Source organism: Pseudoalteromonas sp. T1lg122 (assembly GCF_002964825.1).
Taxonomy (GTDB): domain Bacteria; phylum Pseudomonadota; class Gammaproteobacteria; order Enterobacterales; family Alteromonadaceae; genus Pseudoalteromonas; species Pseudoalteromonas gelatinilytica.
Genome location: NZ_PQCG01000033.1, coordinates 97781 through 118603 on the forward strand (window position 1 = coordinate 97781; position 20823 = coordinate 118603).

The window sequence follows — 20823 nt, forward strand, 5'->3', positions numbered from 1 at the left end:
AACACAAACAAGGGTTATTCTCATGCGTGCTTTTAAAATAGGGATCTTAATCGCGTCCGCACTTTCTGTTGCTGCGTTTGTATCTTTTTCATCGGCTGATGAAGACGACTTTTTAGCAGTGGCGTCTGGTTGCTCGTGCAACACAGTTAGCGCATCATCATCTTCTGCTCAATGTATGAAAGCAGAACAAGAAACAGGATGGTTTTCTTGGTTAACGGGTGATAGCCGCAGCGCTCAATTCCATTACCTTGATTTACTTGAACTATTAACAAGTAACGAAGAATCAAAGAAAGTTAGCGGTTTAGGTTCTAAGTTCTAAATCGCATGAACAAATTCATTAGTGCATTACAAAGTGTCTTCGCGGCATTTTTTGGTGTGCAATCAGAAGACAAGCGTCAAGCTGATTTCAAAGAGCATTCGCTCAGTACAATTATCGTCATTGCCCTGGTGTTATTCAGCCTGTTTGTAGCAGCGATTTATTTCACCGTTTCTTTGGTCTAAATACATAGCCATTAGCTCATTCACTTTATTACGTGAACCTCCCTTCGGGCTAATCGTGCGTTTTACCTGAATTTCATCCAGTGATGCTTGGCTATAGATTTTACGAGTCCATACAGTATCATGGTTAGAAATAAGCACCGGCGTGTTATTTTCGAATGCCGCTTGCTCAGCTAAATTAGCCAAGTTAGCTTGATCATCTAAATTGAAGCCGCCTTTAGCGTAGGAAGTAAATGATGCCGTTTTACTCAGCGGTACATAAGGTGGGTCGCAATACACTACTGCGTTTTCAGGAATAAGCTTAAACACCTCGTCATAACCTAAACAGGTAAAGGTTGCTTGCTGTGCTTTTTCAGCAAAGAAATGCATTTCTTTTTCAGGAAAGTACGGGCGCTTATATTTACCAAAAGGCACATTAAAAATACCTTTTAGATTGTAACGACACAAACCGTTATAGCCATGACGATTCATATATAAAAATAAAATCGCTCGCTCATACACATCGCTGCTCTGATTAAATTGAACACGATACTCATAATAAGCTTCAGGATGGTTATTGAGCTCTACAAACAACTTTTTTGCATCACTGATGAACTCATCAGGCGTGCGTTTAAGCTCAGTGTAAAGGTTGATCAGATCCGCATTGATATCGTTTAAAATATAATGCTTAAAATCCGTATTAAGGAATACAGAGCCAGCACCAACGAAAGGTTCAACTAAGGTGTCAGCATCCACACTCGCTTGCTTCAAGCGGGTATGAATATCTTCAACTAGGCTGTATTTTCCACCCGCCCATTTAAGGAAGGCTCTGGTCTTTTGCTGCATCTGCTCTTAACTTCAATTCGGTGTTGCGCGATTTTACACTAATCAGTTTTAATTTACTGATTTAGTGAAGCGATTTCTTGTTTAATTTTACTTATTTTTTTATAAAACGGCTGATTTTTACGCACATTATCAGAAAGTGTTGTTACGCCCTTCTTCGCGTCATTGAGTGTGCTATAACTGCCATAAGTGACAATCCACCACGGCTTACCGTTACGTAAACTTTGGTAAGTCTTTACCTGCCCTTGCAAGCCATTTTCATTAATAAACTTATCGCTGATCTCTTGCTTAGTCACCGCAAGTAATTGGATTACAAAATTGTCATCTGGCTGAGTTAAATACCACGCGTTACCCACTAACGACTGCTGAGGTTCTGATTCAGTTACCTCGTCTGCAATTGGCTCAGCGTTACTCATGATGGCTGTCGCTACTTCATCAGGCGTTGGCTGATCAGTCTCTTCTGCTACTTGCTCTGCAGGTAATAGGCTATCAACAATCGCAGCGACATTATTGTTATGACTTTCTTTTTCACGGTTTTCTATTACAGAGTTATCAACCGGCACATTAGCAGCTTGAGTCGTGTCGACAGCATCATGATTGGTAACTTGCTGCTCGGCTTGAGACTCACCTTGAGCGTGCTCCGAAGCTAGCTCTTTGCTTTCTACTGGACCATTAATTACCGCTTCTGCAGGTAATGCGGTTGCCACAGTGCTCGTTGTATCTTGCTGGTAGTGCGCTTTCCACCACTCGGTCATGTCTGCTTTATATAGAAAGCCAATAATAAGCAGCATGGTTGTGATTAAGAGCAAAATTAAATAAAGCAGTTTATAGCTTTTTTCGGGTGCGCGAATGTCTGCGGTTTGTTGTTCTGGTTGCCATGCAAGTAATAAGGCAGGATTACCATGCGCCTCTTGTACGAAAGTGCGAAAAACAGGATCTTCTTCCACAGGGAGGCTATCGAAAAACCAACGCATGAGCTGTTTACTTTCACTTATATTTAGCGCTTCAAGGTGGATCTCGACCGCTTGACTAAATTGCCCAACCGATTGTGATGCAATCAATATATATAACGTGCTTGGGCTTTGCTTAGCAAGAATTTCTAATTGCTGAATTAACTCTTCCGATAAATGACGGCCTCCATCAATCACCCATAAACAATCACCACAAGGTTGTTGTTTATAGAGTTGATAGAAATTTTCAGACAAACTTAAAGCGTGATCAATCAGCGGGTTACTAAAGCTTTGTTCTAGCAATTCAGTCATAAACTGCTGGTCAGTCATTTTTCCTGACAACTGAACAAACGCTTTATTAAAGTTGTGGTATTTATCAGTAATGAAGGTTTCTAATAAATAGCTTTTACCAAGGCCTGACGGGCCAAGCAAGCAAATTAGATTTTGCCCATATTCAAACTGCAGAGCGATTCGATCAACTAGCGCAGCACGGCTAGGCAATATTTGCGATTGCATTAGCGCGCTATTAAATCACAAACCTGCTGATCAGTAACATCACTTACCAGCGCACATTGACCAAATTGGGTAGGAAGAATAAAGCGTATCGTGCCTTTCTTATTCTTCTTGTCTTTACGCATGTGCGTTAAAAATTGCTCGCTGGTCATTTCTGCTGGAATATCAACAGGTAAGTCATAATCTGCAATCAATTTAACGACGCGCTCAAGTTCAGCTGCGGTTAAATCACCACGGGTATGAGCTAGACGTGCTGCAAGTACCATACCTGCCGCAACAGCTTCGCCGTGTAACCAGTTACCGTAACCCATTTGCGCTTCAATCGCATGACCAAAGGTGTGCCCTAGGTTTAGTAATGCGCGTAAACCTGCTTCTTTTTCATCTTGTGCAACAATTAAGGCCTTGATTTCACAACAACGGTAAATTACGTGCTGTAATGTTTGCTCGTCGAGTGATTTAAGGTTGGCAATATTTTGCTCAAGGTAAGCAAATAATTCTGTGTCGTAAATGAGGCCATACTTGATAACTTCAGCCATACCCGCTGCGAATTCACGCTCTGGCAATGTATGAAGAGACTGTGTATCGATAAATACTGCTTGCGGCTGATAAAACGCACCAATCATGTTTTTACCAAGCGGATGGTTTACTGCCGTTTTACCACCTACTGATGAGTCAACTTGCGAGAGCAAGGTAGTTGGTACTTGAATAAAAGGCACGCCACGTTGATAACATGCAGCAACAAAACCTGTGAGGTCACCCACAACACCACCGCCTAATGCAATAAGGCACGTATCGCGACCACAGTTATGTTCAAGTAAGAACGCCGAAATCTTTTCAAACCACTCAAGTGATTTGTATTGCTCACCATCAGGGATAATAAAAGATAACGGGTTAAGATCAGCTAACGACGTCATTACATCATCAAGATATAAAGGTGCAATGGTGTCGTTAGTGATAATGATTGGTCGACAATCGCCGATGTGCTCACGCAGCCGACCAGTCTCTTTAAGAGCAGATTGACCAATATAAATAGGATAACTTCGCTCGTCCAAATTAACTGTTAATTCAAGCATAGCTAGTTTCCTTTTTATTATTGGTTTTTAAAAATCTAATTTCTCGATGATTTGATTAGCAACAACTTTCGCGCTTTGCTCATCAGTGCGGACAACAAAATCAGCAACTTCTTTGTATAACGGTTCGCGTTCTTCAGCTAAGCGCTCTAGTACATCACGCGGTGCTTCTTCTGTTTGCAATAATGGGCGACGCTTGTCGCGCTGTGTGCGTGCAACTTGCTTTTCGATTGGTGTCTCTAGGTATACAACAATACCACGAGCAGATAGCTTGTTACGTACTTCTTTACTGATCACAGAACCACCACCTGTTGCAAGAACAATACCTTGCATCTCAGTTAGGTCTGAAATTACAGTTTCTTCACGAAGTCGAAAGCCCTCTTCACCCTCAAGATCGAATACCCAAGCAATGTCTGCTCCAGTACGACGCTCGATCTCTTGATCTGAATCGAAAAATTCAAGGTGTAATTGGTCAGCAATGTGACGACCAATTGTGCTTTTGCCAGCCCCCATAGGGCCCACTAGAAATATATTACGTTTCTCAGCCATATCTTTTTAGTACAAACGAACTCTAAAATTTGAAATAAAACCCCGCCTAACGACCTGGCCCCAAAATTAAGGAGGGGATTATCTCAGTAATTGCTTGGGTATTTCAAGTCAATTAGCATAAAAAGCCAGATAACGAGCAATTAAACATGCAAATTGCTCGTTGCTTAAGAAAAAATCACTTAATCGATTTGAATTTTTGGTGTAACAAAGATTAGCAGCTCTTTTTTCTCGTTAAATTCACTGGTGCTTTTGAACAATACACCTAAGTAAGGAATATCACCTAACAGAGGTACTTTCTTAGTTGAGTTAACGATTTGCTGCTGGAAGATACCACCAAGCACCACAGTTTGGCCATTTTCTACTAATACTTGTGTTTGGATTTCTTGAGTATTAATCGCCACCGCTGAACCCGTTGGTGTTTGCACCGTATCACCACGGGTATCTTGCGTGATCACAAGATCCAGAATGACCTTGTTGTCTGGCGTGATATGTGGTGTTACTTCTAAACTTAATACCGCTTTTTTGAACGTTACTGTCGTTGCACCACTTGATGCAGCTTCAACGTACGGGATCTCTGTACCTTGCTCAATGCGGGCTTTTTGTTGGTTCGCCGTGGTGATACGTGGACTTGCGATAATCTCACCGCGGTTTTCTTCTTCAAGAGCACTTAACTCTAAATCTAAGATAGTGCCATTGGCCAATTTAGCAATTTGTACACCAATGCTACCCGCGGGGCTTGAAACCGGTAAGTTAACATTTAATCGGTCAGACAAGCTTGGAATATTATCGTATGAACCCGCGCCGACCATGCCACCAGCACCTTCTAAGGTGCCAGAGATAGCACCGTCACTGCCCACATCGCTAATCCCCCAGCGAACACCTAAGTCTTCTTGCACGTTATCATTCACTGTCACCATACGTGATTCAATGACCACTTGTTTAACAGGAATATCTAGGGTTTCAACCATACGGCGCACGCTTTCAATGCTTTTCGCTGTGTCTTTAATCAGTAATGTATTAGTACGTTTATCAACAGACACACTGCCTCGCGCAGAAATAATGCTGTTGGTGTCTGTTTTCAATAAGTCTGCAAATTCTTCAGCTTTAGCATAGTTAAGGCGGATATATTCGCTGTATAACGGCTCTAAATCTTCAACTTGTTGTTTAGCTTTAAGCTCCTTCGCTTCACGAGCGGCAAGCTCCTCTGATGGTGCAACCATCAAAATAGTACCGTCCATACGCTTATCAAGGCCTTTAATTTTAAGCACGACATCAAGTGCCTGATCCCAAGGTACACCATCTAAGCGCAGCGTGATATTGCCTGTGACAGAGTCACTTGTTACTAAGTTAAACTCGTTATAGCCAGCAATAATCTGTAGCACAGAGCGAATTGGAATATCTTGGAAATTAAGGCTCATTGGGCGACCTTGATATTCAATTCCGCCATCAAGGTAAGCTCGCTGCGTATCATCTTTTTCAACGGTTAGTGTAAAGATGTTTTCAATTTGTTGATGAGTAAACTTGAACGCTGCATTTGGTTCAACCACGATGCGCGTCATATTGCCTTCTTTGAAGGTTTCGATATTACTGACAACGGTGCCAAAGTCCATGACATCTAATTGATACAATAAATCGTCTAAAATATCTGTGTGGTGGAACTCTGCAATAATTTTGCCGCCACTTTCATGCACATCAATTGCAGCTTGTGTATCTTGTAAGAAGACTAAAAGACGTGCTTCACCTTTTTCGCCGCGACGAAAATCAATCGACTGAACTGTATTGATAAAGTTATTTGATGCTGTCAATCCACTAGCACTGTCTTCGCTCGTAATTGGGTTATCTGAAACATGCAAAGTTACAATGTTGTCTTTCGCTGAAGTTTTATAGATTTTCAGTTTGTCTAAGTTAACAACAACCTTCAAACCATCAGCGGTCAAGGTGCTGGTTACATGCTTAATGCCTGCTTGGTTAACTGGAACATCGCGTACTTCATTATCCACACCCACATTACTGAAAAGCATTTCAATACGAGCTGGCGAGTTATAAACCTGAACCTTAGGTTCAAATGTTAGCGCCTCATCAAACACCAGTTGTAATTGTGTTTCACCTTTCATTAATGGGTTATAACGTACGTCATACAGTAAAGGGGCGGCAATTGCCGTCTGTGCTACGATTAAGGCTAATGCAGCTAACATGAATTTATGCATGTGTTTTAACCAAGCCATTCCTTTATGCATCTTCTTTTTACCTTTCATAAGATTAACTTGCACCATTTGTTTCCGCCTCTAACATTTCCAGCTTAGTCAGGCGTTCCTTCCAACAACCAGCCCCATCCGGGATTAATTCTAATAATTCTATATAATTGTCGTGCACTTCTTTAATTTCACCATGGTACAGACCAATATAATTACCCACAGTGACTCGATAGAGCGTATTGTCTGCTGCTTTAATCAGCGCCCAATTGTTGCCAACACGGCCAATAGTCCCTTGCATAACTAGGTTATCTAATGGGTACTTCTCAAGTGGTTGACGAACACGATTAGGATCTGGGTGTAAGCAGTTTTTAACTTGTACTAAGTTGTTTTGGATAATTTCCGGCTTAGGTGCCACAAACGGACTGCGTAATTTTCCAGCACTATATGCAAAATGCTCAAACTTTGTGATCTCTGGTATCGGTTCAACTTTAGGCGTTGTACTCGCTTTTACTTGATCAATAAACTCTTTTTGTTCTGAAGTATCGTCATTACACGCGCTTAGCACAATAGTCATGGCAATAATTAAGGGAAGTTTCTTCATTTTTTAGCTCCCCCTTCATAACGATAAGTCTTAGCTACAACACTGAAAGTGAGTTCACCATCACCCAGCGTTTGAATAGTAAAGTCGTGTAAACTCACAATACGAGGTAATTGAGCAACTTTACCTACAAACTCACCAAACTCATGATACGTGCCTACCACTTCAATTTTAATCGGCAGCTCTGTATAAAACTCTTTTTCAACTTCAGGTAACCAGCCAATTTTTAAAAATGTTAAACCACTGGTGGTACCAACATAAGATAAATCGTCCAACAAGCCTGGTGTTTCGTTTGAGGTTGGTAAGCGCTTTAATAGCTGTGAAAACTTATCTTCCATCTCAACCATTTGCTGGCGATATATTTCTAAGTTACTCGCAATGGCATATTTTTCTTTATAAGTTTTGCGTAGTTCTGTCTCTTTCGCTACCGCACTGTGATAACTGGCTATTTCGTCAGACACTAATAAGCTGTAGCTAAAGTATAAAACCAGCGCAGCCACAAACGCACAGCACAAAGCCTTAACAGCAATGGGCCAATCGCCCATATTTTCGAGCTCTATTTCATTCCAATCTATTTCAGTTAACGCTTTGATATCAAGGTTCATTGCGTGCCTCACCTATCTGATCAAATGGTTTAACGTAAAAATCCATATTAAAGTCACTCAATAATCTTGACGTTTGTTCACCAGCAACAATGCCTTGCATAATAGGACGCTCTAACAAATATGAGCCTTGTACTTGACGCAGCATAGTTGATAAGCGGTTATTAGACTCACTGCGACCGATTACATGAATACGATCATCACGGCGTTCAAGCTTGGTTAAATAAACTCCGGCAGGAACAATATTAGCGACCTCATCCATAATTTGCGTCCCTAAGTTACGGTTACTTTGTAACTCTTCGATGAGGCGCATACGTTGCTGTAAGTTTTCTTTTTTCTTATCGAGTTCGTTTATCTCACGAATACGTTGGTTCAATAATGCAATTTCAGTATTTAAGAAATTGTTCTTCACGTTTTGTCCATCACGCAAGCCGCCATAAAAAGAGCTTAGTAAATACATACTTAAGAAGCTAACGACAACAACGCCAAATAGCACGGTAACGAACTTATTTTGTGAGTCTTTTCTATGTTGTTCGCGCCAAGGCAGCAGATTTATATGTGGCATGGTGAAAAGCTCCTTAATGCCAATCCTGTGGCTATCGCAAATTGAGTGCGGTGACGCTGCAACATATTGCGATCAATCTTTGGCGAAATTTCAATGTTAGCAAATGGCTCTGCAACAACAGTGTGAATGCCTAGCTCTTCAATTAGGAGCCTATCTAAGCCTTCGATCATAGCAGTACCACCAGTGAGTACAATGTAATCAACTTGATCTTTACCACTGGTCGTTAAGAACATTTGCACTGCGCGTCTAACTTGCTGTAGCAGTGACGTTTGGAATGGAGCTAATACTTCAAAAGTATAATTTGGTGGTAAGTCACCCGTCGTTTTACCAATTTCAGCTTCATCAAAGCTCTTGTTGTAGTATGCAACAATGCTATTTGTGTATTGGTCACCACCAAACACTTGGTCACGGGTGTAAATTGTTTCACCTTCTTGCACAACGCTCACAAGCATCAGCACAGCACCAATATCAACAACAGCAACACACTTGTTAAAAGCATCACTTGGCAGTTGTTGGTAATAAACATCCATTGCACGGCTCAGTGCATAGCTTTCAACATCAACAACCGCAGCTTTTAAGTTGGCAGTTTCTAAGGCACCTACTCGCGCTTGCACACTTTCAGTTCGAGCGGCTGAGAGCAGTACATTCACTTTACTTGGATCAGCTTCGTTGATAGCCAACTTTTCAAAGTCAATGTTAACCTCATCGAGTGGATATGGGATTAAACTATCAGCTTCTATTGCTATTTGTGACTCTAATTCAGCATCTGTTAATGATACATCCATAAAAATCACTTTCGTAATTACCGTTTGGCCTGAAACGGCTACAGCTGCGGTTTGAACTGATTTAGGAATTTTTCTTTTTAGTTTAGCGATAACATTACCTATCGCTTCTATGTCTTGTATGGAACGTTCAGACATAGCGCCTTTTGGCATAGGTTCAATAGCTAACGCTTCAAGCCGCAAACCTGCGTCTGTCTCTTGCAACAGCACTGCTTTTATACAGTGCGATCCGATGTCGATTCCTACCATCATAGATGAAGGCTTTTTAAATAGCTGACTTAGCATGTTTGCAACTTGGCCTTTGTTTTAATAATAAACAAGTTATAATTTTTATCTGAAAAAATATTATTCATTTTTTAATCAATATATACTAGCAGTCTCCGATTCTAATTGGGAGTCCATTTAGGGAAAATATAAGTGATTTTATTAAAGCGAACTTTACAATTTATTATCATCTGCTCATTTTTAGGACTAATCACTTTAGTTGGTCTATACTATTACGTTAAACCTGATATTCCTAGCGTACAGGTTCTAAAAGACGTTCAGTTACAGACACCTATGCAGGTATTCTCACGTGATGGATTATTGATTAACCAATTCGGTGAAAAACGCCGCATTCCCGTTACAATAGATCAAATACCCCAACCATTAATCAATGCAATATTAGCAACAGAAGATAACCGTTTTTACGAGCATATCGGTATCGATCCAATTGGTATCGTGCGTTCAGCCATTGTACTCATATCTACCGGTGAAAAGAAACAAGGCGCAAGTACTATAACCATGCAGCTTGCCCGTAACTTCTTCTTAACCCGAGAAAAAGCATACATTCGTAAGGTCAAAGAGATCTTCATCGCTCTTCATATCGAAAGTATATTAAGTAAAGACGAAATCCTCGAATTATATTTGAATAAAATTGAATTAGGTAACCGCGCTTTTGGTATCGGTGCTGCTGCACAGGTGTATTATGGTAAAGACCTAAATGAACTAACCTTAGCGCAAATGGCGATGATTGCGGGTCTACCAAAAGCCCCATCAGCACTTAATCCAATTCGCAACCCTGTGCGAGCCAAATCCCGCCGTAACGTTGTACTAGGGCGTATGCTTACAGAAAAGTACATCACTCAAAGCGAATATGAAGAGGCTATCAACGCACCAATTACAGCTAAATTCCATGGCGCTGAAATTGAAGTATATGCACCTTATATTTCTGAGATGGTTCGCGCTGAAATGGTTAAACGCTACGGTCATGAGCGTGCTTATAATACGGGTTTTAAAGTTTACACCAGTGTTGATTCGAACATTCAACAAGCCGCGCAAGATGCCATTGTTGATAACCTTCATGCATACGATATGCGTCATGGTTACCGTGGTGCAACTGCACAATTGTGGGATACCGAGAGCGAAAGCCCGCTTAGCCAAGAAGACATTTTAAATAAACTTAAAGACGTTAAAGAGTTTGGCCCACTATTAGCGGGTGTTGTCACTAATGTCGCTGAGCAATCAATTGATGTGCTATTAAAAAGCGGCGAACAAGTTACTGTTGAGTGGGATGGCTTAAAATGGGCTCGCAAATATATTACCCGTTACCGTCAAAGCTTCGCACCAAAAACAGCGGCTGACATCCTAACCGCAGGCGCGCAAATTTGGCTTCGCAAAAATGCGGATGAAAGCTACATATTAAGCCAGGTTCCTGAAGCATCAAGTGCTCTTGTGTCTCTTGACCCACAAGATGGTCGTATTAAAGCGATTGTCGGTGGATACAGTTTTGAACAAAGCCAATACAATCGTGCGGTACAAGCAAAACGCCAAGTAGGGTCAAACATTAAACCCTTTATTTATTCAGCAGCGCTTGAAAACGGTTACACACTCGCTTCAATTCTTAACGATGCGCCAATCAACCAATGGGATAAAAGCCAAGGTGTGGCATGGCGTCCGAAGAACAGCCCGGCGGTTTATAATGGCCCTATTCGTATCCGCCGAGCATTAGCACAATCGAAAAACGTTATTTCAGTGCGCTTATTACGCGGTGTAGGTTTAGAGCGTACAGCCGATCACCTGCTTAAATTTGGCTTTTTAAATAGTGATATTAACCGCAGCGAGTCATTGGCTCTTGGTAGCGCCTCAATCACCCCTCTTGAGCTAGCACGAGGAATGAGTACCTTTGCCAATGGCGGCCACTTAATTAAGCCTTACTTTATCTCTGAGATTCAGGATTCAGCAGGCACTGTGTTATTTAAAACAGAACCAGAACTTGCCTGTGATGCACCACAACCAGCAATTACTCCTGAGTTTGCATCACTTGATAATAATCAGCTAAACCTCACTGATACAGCTGTAACTAATGCGCCTCGTTGTGCACCGCGAATTATTTCAAAACAAAATGCATTCTTGATCTCACAAGCTATGCACAGCGCGATTTGGGGTGGTGGTAGCTGGACTCACAAAACCGGTTGGAGCGGCACCGGCTGGCGAGCTCAAGCATTGGATCGTCGCGATCTGGTTGGTAAAACGGGCACCACCAATGATTCTGTCGATACTTGGTTTAGTGGCTTCAATCGTAATGTGCTTACCTCTGTGTGGGTTGGTTTTGATAATCCAGGCATCACGCTTGGTCGTTCAACTTACAATAACAACCTCGATAAATCACAAATTTCGGGCGCAGAATCAGGCGCTAAAACAGCGCAACCTGCATGGGTCGACTTTATGCGAGCAGCGCTTGATGGCATGCCTGAAGCACCGATTGAACTCCCTGAAGGACTCGTATCAGTACGTATCGACTTAGAGACAGGTCTATTGAGTCACAAAAATGACTACACCAGCCGTTTTGAGTATTTCATTAAAGGCACTGCACCAACTAAATATGTACTTGCACAGCCTACTGACGTGTTTGAAGAAAAGCTCAGCACAGAGGAAGAGTTATTCTAAATAACTGAGTTGCTATTTTGAAACAATAAAAAAGCGCCCTTGGGGCGCTTTTTGCTTAGCTATTTAAACTAAGATCAGCAAAATTATTTTAGGTTATTTACCAGCCAATACAGGTCTGAATGAACCCCAGCCGCAGTGACTTCTTTACCTGCTCCAGGGCCTTGGATCACTAATGCATTGTCTGTATACCACTGTGAATTAATAACAAAGATGTTATCGCCCGGTTTAAGGCTTGCTAATACATCATCTTTGCCAACATTAACTAAACCAACTTGCGCCTGAACCTTGCCATCAACGAGTGTAATTGCGCCTGTGTAGCGCACTACTTTATCTTGAGCTGCAGCTTGGGCTGCTTTTTCTGTCATGAATTCATCGAGCAGCTGTTTGTTTGCAAGAAAATCTTGCCAGCTACCTGCTGCCAACGCTTCTGGCATTAGAGGTGTTAAAGCAATGTCATCAAGCTCTAAATCTAGGCCTAAGTCACGCGCTAAAATTAGCAGTTTACGCTGCATATCGCGGCCAGATAAATCTTCACGAGGATCTGGCTCTGTATAACCCATTTGCTGAGCTTGAAGCACTAAATCTGAAAACGGCACACTCCCATCGTAACTGCTACATAACCACGATAAAGTACCCGAGAATACCCCTTCAATACGGTTAATATTGTCACCGCTATTTTGTAAATCAGCTAAAGCAAAGTTAATCGGTAAACCTGCGCCTACACTGGTGTTATAGCGCCATAATAGATTTCGCTCAGCTAAATTAGTACGTAAGTTTTGATACCAACTATGCGCGGCAGTACCCGCATATTTGTTTGCACTGATCAAATGACAGTTAAGTTCAACAAAGTCAGGGTATAACTGACTAAACGCCTCACTGGCAGTGATATCAATCACCACTTTGTGCTCATAATCAAGTTCATTAATACGTGCTAATAATTCTGCCTTGTCGTAGCTTTGCGCTTCGTTATGCCACTGCTCTTGCCATGTTTCGGTATTTAAACCGCTAGCACTAAAAAGCATTTGCTGTGAACGAAGAAGAGCAACCACTTTTACCTTGTACTGAGCAGATAAACGAGCAAACTGAGCTTGGAGCTGCGCTAAGAACACTTCGCCTACATTACCAAGGCCAGCAACTATAATGGCCAACTCTTGGCCTTTGTTTACCAGCTTGTCATGTAATAACGTTAAAACGTCACTATCAATTGCCTGATCATTTAAGATCAACACATAGTTATCGTCTTGCTGTACAAAACGTGGATGAATGCTTTGCTCTTTTAAAAGCGCTGTTGCTTGCTCTGCAAGAGCACTAACATCAGCAGTCGGTGCAACCACTGCACAACCACTTAAATTAGACTCAACAATATTTGCACGGCCCGCTAAATGGCTCACAACCTGATGAGTACTTTGACCAGGTACTAATAAGTAGGTATCGCCCCCTTTAACAAAGTGATGCAGGCTGTGTTGAATTAACTGGCTTAATTCACCAACTTCACCACCGCTTAGTTTATCAACCCGTAATAAATCGATGTTATCTAAGGTCGTAATAAACCGTTTCGCTTTGCTATAACCTTCTTTAACTACTTCGGTTGGCGTTGCATCGCAATCAAAGCTACTTCTAACAACGAGCTTGATCTCTGTATCTTTTAGCGGTGACAAGGTTTTTGCATGCAATACTGGATTGCCCAAACGCGCTAATAGGTTAGCTTGCTCACGGCATACCTTGGCGTATTTAACCGCATTTTTAACTTTACGAGGATCTGTGCTGAATACACCTTGCGTGTCTGTCCAGATAGACACTTGCTTGGCAAAAGTATAACTGGCCAGTAACGTGGCGCTATAATCACTGCCATTACGGCCTAAAGTAACCGTATTACCTTGGCAATCTGCAGCAATAAAGCCCGTTACTACGTTGATATGCGATTTACTTATTGCACTTGTGCATTGCTGCTGATTTTTTTGATGTAAAAGCTGGCCATCATTTAAAGTAAATAGCTGCCTTGCATCAACATCTTGCGCAGCGACACCTAACTGATTTAAGTAAGCGGCTAACAAACGTGCTGACCACACTTCACCATGTGCAAGTAATGGGGCTTCAAGTAACTGTTGCTGACTAATTAATTCATTTAAAACAGCAAGCTCATCTTTTAGCTGTGCTAACGCCTGTTGTTTATTCTGGCCTGTGAGTAGCTGCTCAATTAAAGCGCGTTGGTTGTTATCAATAAGCAGTAGAATATCGCTAACAGCTTGACTATCTTGCTGCTGGTAACTCTGCCATAGCTTCACTAGGGTATCGGTTGTTTTACCCGATGCCGATACAACGATGCAATCGCCCTGCTCTGTATTCGCTAAAACAATGTTCGCTACCGCATGATAACGATCTGCTGAGCTTAAGCTTGAGCCACCAAATTTATGAACAATATTTACCATTTCTTCTACCACAATGCCGTATGTGCTGGCGTTAACTTGAATGACGCGTTTTGCTGTGTATCTTGCTGTGTTTGCTCTACAGCCGCTTTTGTAACTTGTTGGCCTTGACCTGGCTTAACTAAATTGAATACACGGTCTAAATCTGCAATGAGATCTTTTACATCTTCAATACCTACAGAAATACGGATCAGCGTATCGCCTACACCGGCTTCAAGACGCGCTTGAGGCTCCATACCTGCGTGTGTCATTGTTGCAGGGTGACAAATCAAACTTTCTACCCCACCTAGTGACTCAGCAAGGCTAAAATCTTTAAGACTAGTTAAAAACGCTGCTGCATCGTTAATGTCGCCTTTAATATCAAAGCTCACCATGCCACCAAAACCGCGTTGCTGTGCTTTAGCAAGCTCATGCTGCGGGTGAGAAGCAAGACCTGGGTAATAAACTTGGCTTACATAAGGAGAGTTTTCTAAATACTCAGCAATAGCAAAGGCATTTTCTTGGTGCTGCTTTAAACGCACATTTAAAGTACGTAAACCACGAAGCGTTAAGTAACTGTCAAATGGCGCACCGGTAATACCAATGTTATTTGCCCACCAAGCCAGCTCATCACCTAGCTCTTGCGTTGCAGCAATCACCGCACCACCAACCACATCAGAGTGACCATTGATGTATTTCGTGGTTGAGTGCACAACAATATCAACACCAAATTCAATTGGGTTTTGTAATGCAGGTGATAAGAAGGTGTTATCAGCCGCAACCAAAGCACCGCACTGCTTAGCGATGCGAGTGATTGCTTTAATGTCTGTTAAACGCAAAATTGGGTTACTTGGTGTTTCAATCCAAATCAGCTTAGGTTTAATCGCCAAAATTTCTTGGTGATTATCTGTGTTCGTTAAATCCAATACTTTTAGTTTTAATAGACCACGTTTTTCAAGCGAGGTGAATAAACGATAGCTACCGCCATAACAGTCATGTGGGATCACTAAGGTATCGTCACTGTTTAATAATTGGGTCGCTAAGTGTACTGCTGACATACCAGTAGCAGTGATAATGCCTTTTGCGCCACCTTCAAGCTCAGCTAAGGTTTCAGCTAAAATGTCGCGATTTGGGTTACCGCTGCGGCCATAGTCATATTGGCGCTTACTATCAAAGTCAGCAAATGAATAGGTGGTTGATAAGTATAAAGGTGGCACAACCGCACCATGATGTTTATCGGCTTCGATGCCGTGACGAACAGCAATCGTCGCTTTATTTTTTTCGCTCATTTCATCACCTATTCTTTGATTGGATGTTTAGACGTCTAAAAGGTTAGATGATCAAATATGAGAAGTCAAAGCATTTATCGCTCACACATAGAAGTTTATACATTTACACCACTAGATGGCTAAATAACTAGTATTTGACTATCTTTTTTAAAGCGATAGAATTTCCGCATCTTGCGCTGTGAATAAGGCGTAAATCACTGACAACCGAGGCAACGAAACAACTTATGGCTAAATGGAACGGTGAATACATTCACCCATATGCAGAACACGGTAAAAAATCAGAACAAGTAAAAAAGATTACCGTATCGATCCCACTTAACGTATTAAAAGTATTAACTGACGAGCGTACACGCCGCCAGATCAATAACCTGCGTCATGCGACGAACAGTGAGTTATTGTGTGAAGCTTTCTTACATGCTTTTACAGGTCAACCATTACCAAATGATGACGACCTTCGTAAAGACAACCCTGAAAAGGTACCTGAAGAAGTTAAAAGAATTATGCAAGAAATGGGGTTAGAAATCCCAGTGCTTGATTCAGAATAAGTATTTCGGCCATCGGATAACTGCCGATAATCACAGACATAAAAAAACTCAGCCTTGGCTGAGTTTTTTATTGCGCGTTATAGCTAATAGCTAATTAAGTTTAACGCATGTAATCTTCTGGCATGTCGATTTGCGCCACGCCCGACTCTATAGCCGCTTCAGCAACAGCACGTGCAATACGTGGTAAAAGACGCGGATCCATTGGCTTAGGAATAATGTACTCAGCACCAAACTCAAGCGACTCAACGCCCGCTGCTTTTAATACTTCACTTGGTACTGGCTCTTTTGCGATACCACGAATAGCGTGTACGGCAGCAATCTTCATTTCATCATTAATTGCTGTTGCACGCACATCAAGCGCACCGCGGAAAATAAACGGGAAACACAGTACATTGTTAACTTGGTTAGGATAATCTGAACGACCCGTTGCCATAATTAAATCATTACGTGCACTGTGTGCAAGCGCTGGTGCGATCTCAGGATCAGGGTTTGAACATGCAAACACCACAGGCTTGTCTGCCATCAATTTAAGATCATCAGCAGTTAATAAGTTAGGACCCGATACACCTACAAATACATCGGCATCAGCAATAACGTCTTGCAACGTACGTTTATCAGTGTTGTTAGCAAATAATTGCTTGTACTCATTTAAGTCATCACGACGAGTATGGATCACACCTTTACGGTCAAGCATATAGATATGCTCACGCAGTGCGCCACACTTAATAAGTAGTTCCATACAGGCAACGGCTGCAGCACCAGCACCTAAACACACGATGATGGCATCTTCGATATCTTTACCTTGAACTTCAAGGGCATTAAGCATACCTGCCGCAGTAACAATCGCTGTACCGTGTTGGTCATCGTGGAAAACTGGGATACTACAGCGTTCAATAAGTGCTTTTTCGATTTCAAAACACTCAGGTGCTTTAATATCTTCTAGGTTGATACCACCAAACGTATCAGCGATATTTGCAACCGTATTGATGAAATCTTCTGTTGTGCGGTGTTTAACTTCAATATCAATTGAGTCAAGGCCAGCAAAACGTTTGAATAGTAACGCTTTACCTTCCATTACAGGTTTTGATGCAAGCGGGCCTAAGTTACCTAAACCTAGAATTGCGGTACCGTTTGAAATAACCGCAACCATGTTGCCTTTGCCTGTGTATTTATAGGCATTTGCTGGATCAGCAGCAATTTCACGGACTGGTTCAGCCACACCTGGGCTATAAGCTAAAGCGAGATCGTTAACCGTTTCGGCTGGCTTGGTTAGTTCAACACTAATTTTACCTGGAACGGGGTGAGCGTGGTAATGTAATGCTTGTTCACGAAAATCTGACATAACGCGATAGTATCCTGCAAAAAGTTAAAAAGTGAGAGAGCTTGCATCAGTACGATACCTGTAATGTATAAAAATTCCAAGTATTATCAGGTCTATCCTGTTATATGCTATATCGCTTAATTTTAAAGGATTTCCCAACAATTTCTGCACATAGTTGCGATTAATCAGACATAAAAATTCACCTATTTATGACCTTTTAAGCACGTGTTTTTGTATTTTATACGCACGTACACTGCAATTAGCCGAAATTAGCCCGAAATAGCCATTTCAACGAAGTTCACAGCATTTACTCACAAAGTTATTTAAATTTATTATTTTTAATAACTTTTATGAAAGTTTATACAAAAAAGAATATAGCCAAGGGGTGGCACTTTGTCTGCAAAATTAGCGACATAATGGGCATAACAGCCAGAAATAGTTATGCAAGATACACAAGTGAAGATGATGAGCGAGTGAGTGGCAGTGTTAAGAATTTTAGGCATAAAAAAAGCACCCTAAGGTGCTTCTTTTAACAAAACAGCAGAAATTACTTCTTGCTGCTAAGTGCACCGAAGCGCTTGTTGAAACGATCAACACGGCCGCCAGTGTCTAAAATCTTTTGCTTACCAGTGTAAAACGGGTGACACTCAGAACATACGTCTAAGTGGATGTCTTTACAAAGAGTTGAGCTAGTTTCGAATTTGTTACCACATGAACAAGTTGCAGTGATAGCTTCGTACTTAGGGTGAATACCTTCTTTCATAGGGAACCTCTAGTTAAGGCCGTATCGCTCTCCAAACCCGAAGTCTGGCACCATACGCAGTTAATACAATTAATAGGCCGCGTATTTTATAGCTCAAGCGACCTTGCGACAAGCTTTAAATGCATCTTTCGCTAAAAAATTAATCAAATGACTGGTTGTTCAGTAATTTGTTGGTAGGTTTTTAACTGTAATTTTAGTACATTATCTTCCTATCTTTGTTTCAGTTGAGTTGTTATGCACTTTGTAGAAGTTGCCATAAAAGTCCCTTTACAGCGTACCTTCGATTATAAAGTTGAACAGCTGCTGCATAGCCCTGAGTTAAAGCCTGGCATGCGCGTTCGAGTGCCATTTGGTAGTCAAAAAAAGGTCGCGGTGGTCCTAGCATTAAAAACATCAACAGATGTACCTGCTGACAAAATAAAGCCGATTATTGATATCATCGACGAGACCCCTGTTTTATCGACTCAGCATTTAGCACTACTGAAATTTACTGCTCGTTACTACTGTTATCCATTGGGCGAGACCATTCATACAGCGCTTCCGGCTGCATTAAGACAAGGCGAATGCCCAGATAAAACCAGCATTAATATGGTTGAATTAACTGATAAAGGGGCAAAACTTCCGTCACTAAAAGCAAAAACCCAGTTAAGTTTATTAAAGCAGTTAGCCGAATCGGGCAAGTCATCGGTTACCGAATTAAAAGCACTTGGATTTACAAAAAAAACCATCGATAGCCTGCTCGATAAAGAACTAATCACCCAGTTTATCGAGCATGATAATCAGTGGCAGCAGCGCGCGCCAACGGTGGGTGACAAACCCGTCCTTAATAAAGAACAAGCTGTTGCTTGTACCAGCATTAATCAAGCCAGCGGATTTACTAGCTTTTTACTTGAAGGTGTCACCGGTAGTGGTAAAACCGAAGTTTACTTACAATGCCTTGAAGAAGTACTTAAAAAAGGCCAACAAGCCTTAGTATTAGTGCCTGAAATTGGCTTAACGCCACAAACGGTCAACCGTTTTCGTCGCCGCTTTCCCGATACCCCCATTATGCTGTGGCACTCAGCTCTAACAGATAACGAACGCTTACAAACTTGGCGATTCTGTGAAAAAGGCAGCTGTGCCATAGTGATCGGCACACGTTCGAGTATTTTCTTACCTTTTTTATCACTTGGTATGATCATTGTTGATGAAGAGCACGACAGCTCATTTAAGCAGCAAGACACATTACGTTATCATGCCAGAGATTTAGCCGCTTATAGAGCATATCAGCATAATATCCCGCTGGTTTTAGGCAGTGCCACGCCAGCACTTGAAACCTTACATAAAGCAATAAATAACAAATACCAGTTATTGAGTCTTACTGAGCGGGCCCAAACCAGCACAGCTAACCAGTTCCAATTAATGGACATGAAAGGGCAACCTGAGCAAGCAGGTATTGCCCATGCTAGCCTCGCCTATATGCGCCAGCATTTAGAACGTGGTAAGCAAGTGATGGTGTTTTTAAACCGTCGCGGTTTTTCACCTACTCTTATATGTCATGAGTGTGGTTGGCTAAGTGAGTGCTCACGTTGTAGCACCAGTGCAACCTTTCATAAAGCCATTGGCCAGATGATATGTCATCACTGCGGTGAGCAACATCAAGTGCCTCATCAGTGCCCTGATTGCGGTAGCACACAGATTTTCCCTAATGGTAAAGGCACAGAGCAAATCGAAGAGTTTTTAACGCAAACCTTCCCTGATATTCCAATTAGTCGTATCGACCGAGATTCAACTCGTCGTAAAGGCAGCTTAGAAAAAGCCCTTGATGATATCAATCAAGGCGGTGCCCGCATTCTTGTTGGTACGCAAATGTTAGCAAAAGGCCACCACTTTGCTGATGTTAGCCTTGTTTTGATCTTAGATGTCGACAGTGGTTTATATTCATGCGACTTTCGTGCAACCGAGCATTTAGCGCAACTTGTCACGCAGGTGGCTGGTCGTGCTGGTCGCAGTGGTGAACCTGGGCAAGTATTATTACAAACGCACTTTCCTGAGCACCCGCTACTACAAGACTTAGTAAACAATGGCTATCAGGATTTTGCCCGCTATGCACTGACAGAACGAGAAGATGCCCAACTACCTCCAATCACCAATATGGCCATTGTGCGTGCAGAAGGGCATAACATTAATCAAGTGGTGGATTTTTTAACTGATTTGGTTCCTGTCCAGAACATATCTGGTATACAATTGCTCGGTCCGATACCTGCGCCACTGGAACGTGTGGCAGGTAAATATCGCTTTCAATTACATATTCAGGCGCAGGAACGCTCCCACTTACACCAATATTTAGCGCAAATGGTCGACTATATAAGCACCAGTAAATTAGCGCAAAAGGTGCGTTGGAGCTTAGATGTTGATCCTATAGATATGATTTAAAGGCCAATTAAGA

At 41.8% G+C, this 20823-nt stretch carries 18 protein-coding genes; 5 read left to right on the forward strand and 13 right to left on the reverse strand.

What is annotated here, in order from left to right:
• The first annotated feature begins 22 nt into the window (after positions 1–22).
• Positions 23–319, forward strand: coding sequence for a hypothetical protein (locus tag C2M33_RS16830; RefSeq protein WP_063699915.1), 297 nt, complete (start codon positions 23–25; stop codon positions 317–319).
• A 5-nt stretch (positions 320–324) separates the two neighbouring features.
• Positions 325–501: a DUF2970 domain-containing protein gene (locus C2M33_RS16835; protein WP_105174964.1), complete on the forward strand. Its 177-nt coding sequence runs from the start codon at positions 325–327 to the stop codon at positions 499–501.
• Here C2M33_RS16835 and C2M33_RS16840 read toward each other — a convergent pair.
• The 9 genes from C2M33_RS16840 to C2M33_RS16880 all read right to left on the reverse strand — a co-directional run bounded on the left by C2M33_RS16840 (position 451) and on the right by C2M33_RS16880 (position 9429).
• Positions 451–1323, reverse strand: coding sequence for a Dam family site-specific DNA-(adenine-N6)-methyltransferase (locus tag C2M33_RS16840; RefSeq protein ID WP_105174965.1), 873 nt, complete (start codon positions 1321–1323; stop codon positions 451–453). The genes C2M33_RS16835 and C2M33_RS16840 overlap by 51 nt on opposite strands.
• 53 nt (positions 1324–1376) lie before the next feature.
• A complete protein-coding gene (locus tag C2M33_RS16845) occupies positions 1377–2786 on the reverse strand; it encodes an AAA family ATPase (protein WP_105174966.1) in 1410 nt (469 codons plus the stop codon).
• Positions 2786–3856, reverse strand: a complete 1071-nt coding sequence (gene aroB / locus C2M33_RS16850; protein WP_063699923.1) for a 3-dehydroquinate synthase — start codon at positions 3854–3856, stop codon at positions 2786–2788. The genes C2M33_RS16845 and aroB overlap by 1 nt, the downstream gene beginning before the upstream one ends.
• A gap of 27 nt (positions 3857–3883) precedes the next feature.
• The gene (aroK, locus tag C2M33_RS16855) at positions 3884–4402 is read right to left on the reverse strand and encodes a shikimate kinase AroK (RefSeq protein WP_036973192.1); all 519 of its coding nucleotides are present in this window, start codon (positions 4400–4402) and stop codon (positions 3884–3886) included.
• A gap of 179 nt (positions 4403–4581) precedes the next feature.
• Positions 4582–6675, reverse strand: a complete 2094-nt coding sequence (locus C2M33_RS16860; protein ID WP_105174967.1) for a type IV pilus secretin PilQ — start codon at positions 6673–6675, stop codon at positions 4582–4584.
• A complete protein-coding gene (locus C2M33_RS16865) occupies positions 6662–7198 on the reverse strand; it encodes a pilus assembly protein PilP (protein ID WP_063699925.1) in 537 nt (178 codons plus the stop codon). The genes C2M33_RS16860 and C2M33_RS16865 overlap by 14 nt, the downstream gene beginning before the upstream one ends.
• Positions 7195–7800: a type 4a pilus biogenesis protein PilO gene (locus tag C2M33_RS16870; protein WP_063699927.1), complete on the reverse strand. Its 606-nt coding sequence runs from the start codon at positions 7798–7800 to the stop codon at positions 7195–7197. The genes C2M33_RS16865 and C2M33_RS16870 overlap by 4 nt, the downstream gene beginning before the upstream one ends.
• Positions 7790–8362 (reverse strand): PilN domain-containing protein, encoded by a 573-nt coding sequence (locus C2M33_RS16875; protein ID WP_063699929.1) that lies wholly within the window; start codon positions 8360–8362, stop codon positions 7790–7792. The genes C2M33_RS16870 and C2M33_RS16875 overlap by 11 nt, the downstream gene beginning before the upstream one ends.
• Positions 8350–9429 (reverse strand): pilus assembly protein PilM, encoded by a 1080-nt coding sequence (locus C2M33_RS16880; RefSeq protein ID WP_063699931.1) that lies wholly within the window; start codon positions 9427–9429, stop codon positions 8350–8352. Before C2M33_RS16880 ends, C2M33_RS16875 begins: the two co-directional genes overlap by 13 nt.
• A 132-nt stretch (positions 9430–9561) precedes the next feature.
• On the opposite strand from C2M33_RS16880, the gene C2M33_RS16885 reads away from it, so the two are divergent.
• Entirely contained in the window at positions 9562–12072 is a 2511-nt protein-coding gene (locus tag C2M33_RS16885; protein ID WP_063699932.1) for a penicillin-binding protein 1A, read from the forward strand.
• Positions 12073–12155: 83 nt separating this feature from the next.
• Here C2M33_RS16885 and metL read toward each other — a convergent pair whose 3' ends face one another.
• The gene (metL, locus tag C2M33_RS16890; protein WP_063699933.1) at positions 12156–14501 is read right to left on the reverse strand and encodes a bifunctional aspartate kinase/homoserine dehydrogenase II; all 2346 of its coding nucleotides are present in this window, start codon (positions 14499–14501) and stop codon (positions 12156–12158) included.
• Positions 14502–14506: 5 nt separating this feature from the next.
• A complete protein-coding gene (gene metB / locus C2M33_RS16895; protein ID WP_105174968.1) occupies positions 14507–15766 on the reverse strand; it encodes a cystathionine gamma-synthase in 1260 nt (419 codons plus the stop codon).
• A 224-nt stretch (positions 15767–15990) separates the two neighbouring features.
• Here metB and metJ point away from each other — a divergent pair, with 224 nt between their 5' ends.
• Complete coding sequence (gene metJ / locus C2M33_RS16900) at positions 15991–16311, forward strand: met regulon transcriptional regulator MetJ (protein ID WP_063699935.1); 321 nt, start codon at positions 15991–15993, stop codon at positions 16309–16311.
• A gap of 100 nt (positions 16312–16411) precedes the next feature.
• Here the strand turns inward: metJ and C2M33_RS16905 are convergent, their stop codons facing one another.
• Both C2M33_RS16905 and rpmE read right to left on the reverse strand, forming a co-directional pair.
• On the reverse strand, positions 16412–17653 hold the full coding sequence (locus tag C2M33_RS16905) for a malic enzyme-like NAD(P)-binding protein (protein WP_063699937.1): 1242 nt from the start codon (positions 17651–17653) through the stop codon (positions 16412–16414).
• A 526-nt stretch (positions 17654–18179) separates the two neighbouring features.
• Positions 18180–18395: a 50S ribosomal protein L31 gene (gene rpmE / locus C2M33_RS16910; protein ID WP_036973208.1), complete on the reverse strand. Its 216-nt coding sequence runs from the start codon at positions 18393–18395 to the stop codon at positions 18180–18182.
• 234 nt (positions 18396–18629) lie between these two features.
• Here rpmE and priA point away from each other — a divergent pair, with 234 nt between their 5' ends.
• Positions 18630–20810: a primosomal protein N' gene (gene priA, locus C2M33_RS16915; protein ID WP_063699939.1), complete on the forward strand. Its 2181-nt coding sequence runs from the start codon at positions 18630–18632 to the stop codon at positions 20808–20810.
• Positions 20811–20823: the final 13 nt, after the last annotated feature.

What these genes read in the sequence shown, in the direction of transcription:
- C2M33_RS16830 (WP_063699915.1), top strand. Translation starts at nt 23, where the DNA reads ATGCGTGCTTTTAAAATAGGGATCTTAATCGCGTCCGCACTTTCTGTT.
- C2M33_RS16835 (WP_105174964.1), top strand. Translation starts at nt 325, where the DNA reads ATGAACAAATTCATTAGTGCATTACAAAGTGTCTTCGCGGCATTTTTT.
- C2M33_RS16840 (WP_105174965.1), bottom strand. Translation starts at nt 1,323, where the DNA reads ATGCAGCAAAAGACCAGAGCCTTCCTTAAATGGGCGGGTGGAAAATAC.
- C2M33_RS16845 (WP_105174966.1), bottom strand. Translation starts at nt 2,786, where the DNA reads ATGCAATCGCAAATATTGCCTAGCCGTGCTGCGCTAGTTGATCGAATC.
- aroB (WP_063699923.1), bottom strand. Translation starts at nt 3,856, where the DNA reads ATGCTTGAATTAACAGTTAATTTGGACGAGCGAAGTTATCCTATTTAT.
- aroK (WP_036973192.1), bottom strand. Translation starts at nt 4,402, where the DNA reads ATGGCTGAGAAACGTAATATATTTCTAGTGGGCCCTATGGGGGCTGGC.
- C2M33_RS16860 (WP_105174967.1), bottom strand. Translation starts at nt 6,675, where the DNA reads ATGGTGCAAGTTAATCTTATGAAAGGTAAAAAGAAGATGCATAAAGGA.
- C2M33_RS16865 (WP_063699925.1), bottom strand. Translation starts at nt 7,198, where the DNA reads ATGAAGAAACTTCCCTTAATTATTGCCATGACTATTGTGCTAAGCGCG.
- C2M33_RS16870 (WP_063699927.1), bottom strand. Translation starts at nt 7,800, where the DNA reads ATGAACCTTGATATCAAAGCGTTAACTGAAATAGATTGGAATGAAATA.
- C2M33_RS16875 (WP_063699929.1), bottom strand. Translation starts at nt 8,362, where the DNA reads ATGCCACATATAAATCTGCTGCCTTGGCGCGAACAACATAGAAAAGAC.
- C2M33_RS16880 (WP_063699931.1), bottom strand. Translation starts at nt 9,429, where the DNA reads ATGCTAAGTCAGCTATTTAAAAAGCCTTCATCTATGATGGTAGGAATC.
- metL (WP_063699933.1), bottom strand. Translation starts at nt 14,501, where the DNA reads ATGGTAAATATTGTTCATAAATTTGGTGGCTCAAGCTTAAGCTCAGCA.
- metB (WP_105174968.1), bottom strand. Translation starts at nt 15,766, where the DNA reads ATGAGCGAAAAAAATAAAGCGACGATTGCTGTTCGTCACGGCATCGAA.
- metJ (WP_063699935.1), top strand. Translation starts at nt 15,991, where the DNA reads ATGGCTAAATGGAACGGTGAATACATTCACCCATATGCAGAACACGGT.
- C2M33_RS16905 (WP_063699937.1), bottom strand. Translation starts at nt 17,653, where the DNA reads ATGTCAGATTTTCGTGAACAAGCATTACATTACCACGCTCACCCCGTT.
- rpmE (WP_036973208.1), bottom strand. Translation starts at nt 18,395, where the DNA reads ATGAAAGAAGGTATTCACCCTAAGTACGAAGCTATCACTGCAACTTGT.
- priA (WP_063699939.1), top strand. Translation starts at nt 18,630, where the DNA reads ATGCACTTTGTAGAAGTTGCCATAAAAGTCCCTTTACAGCGTACCTTC.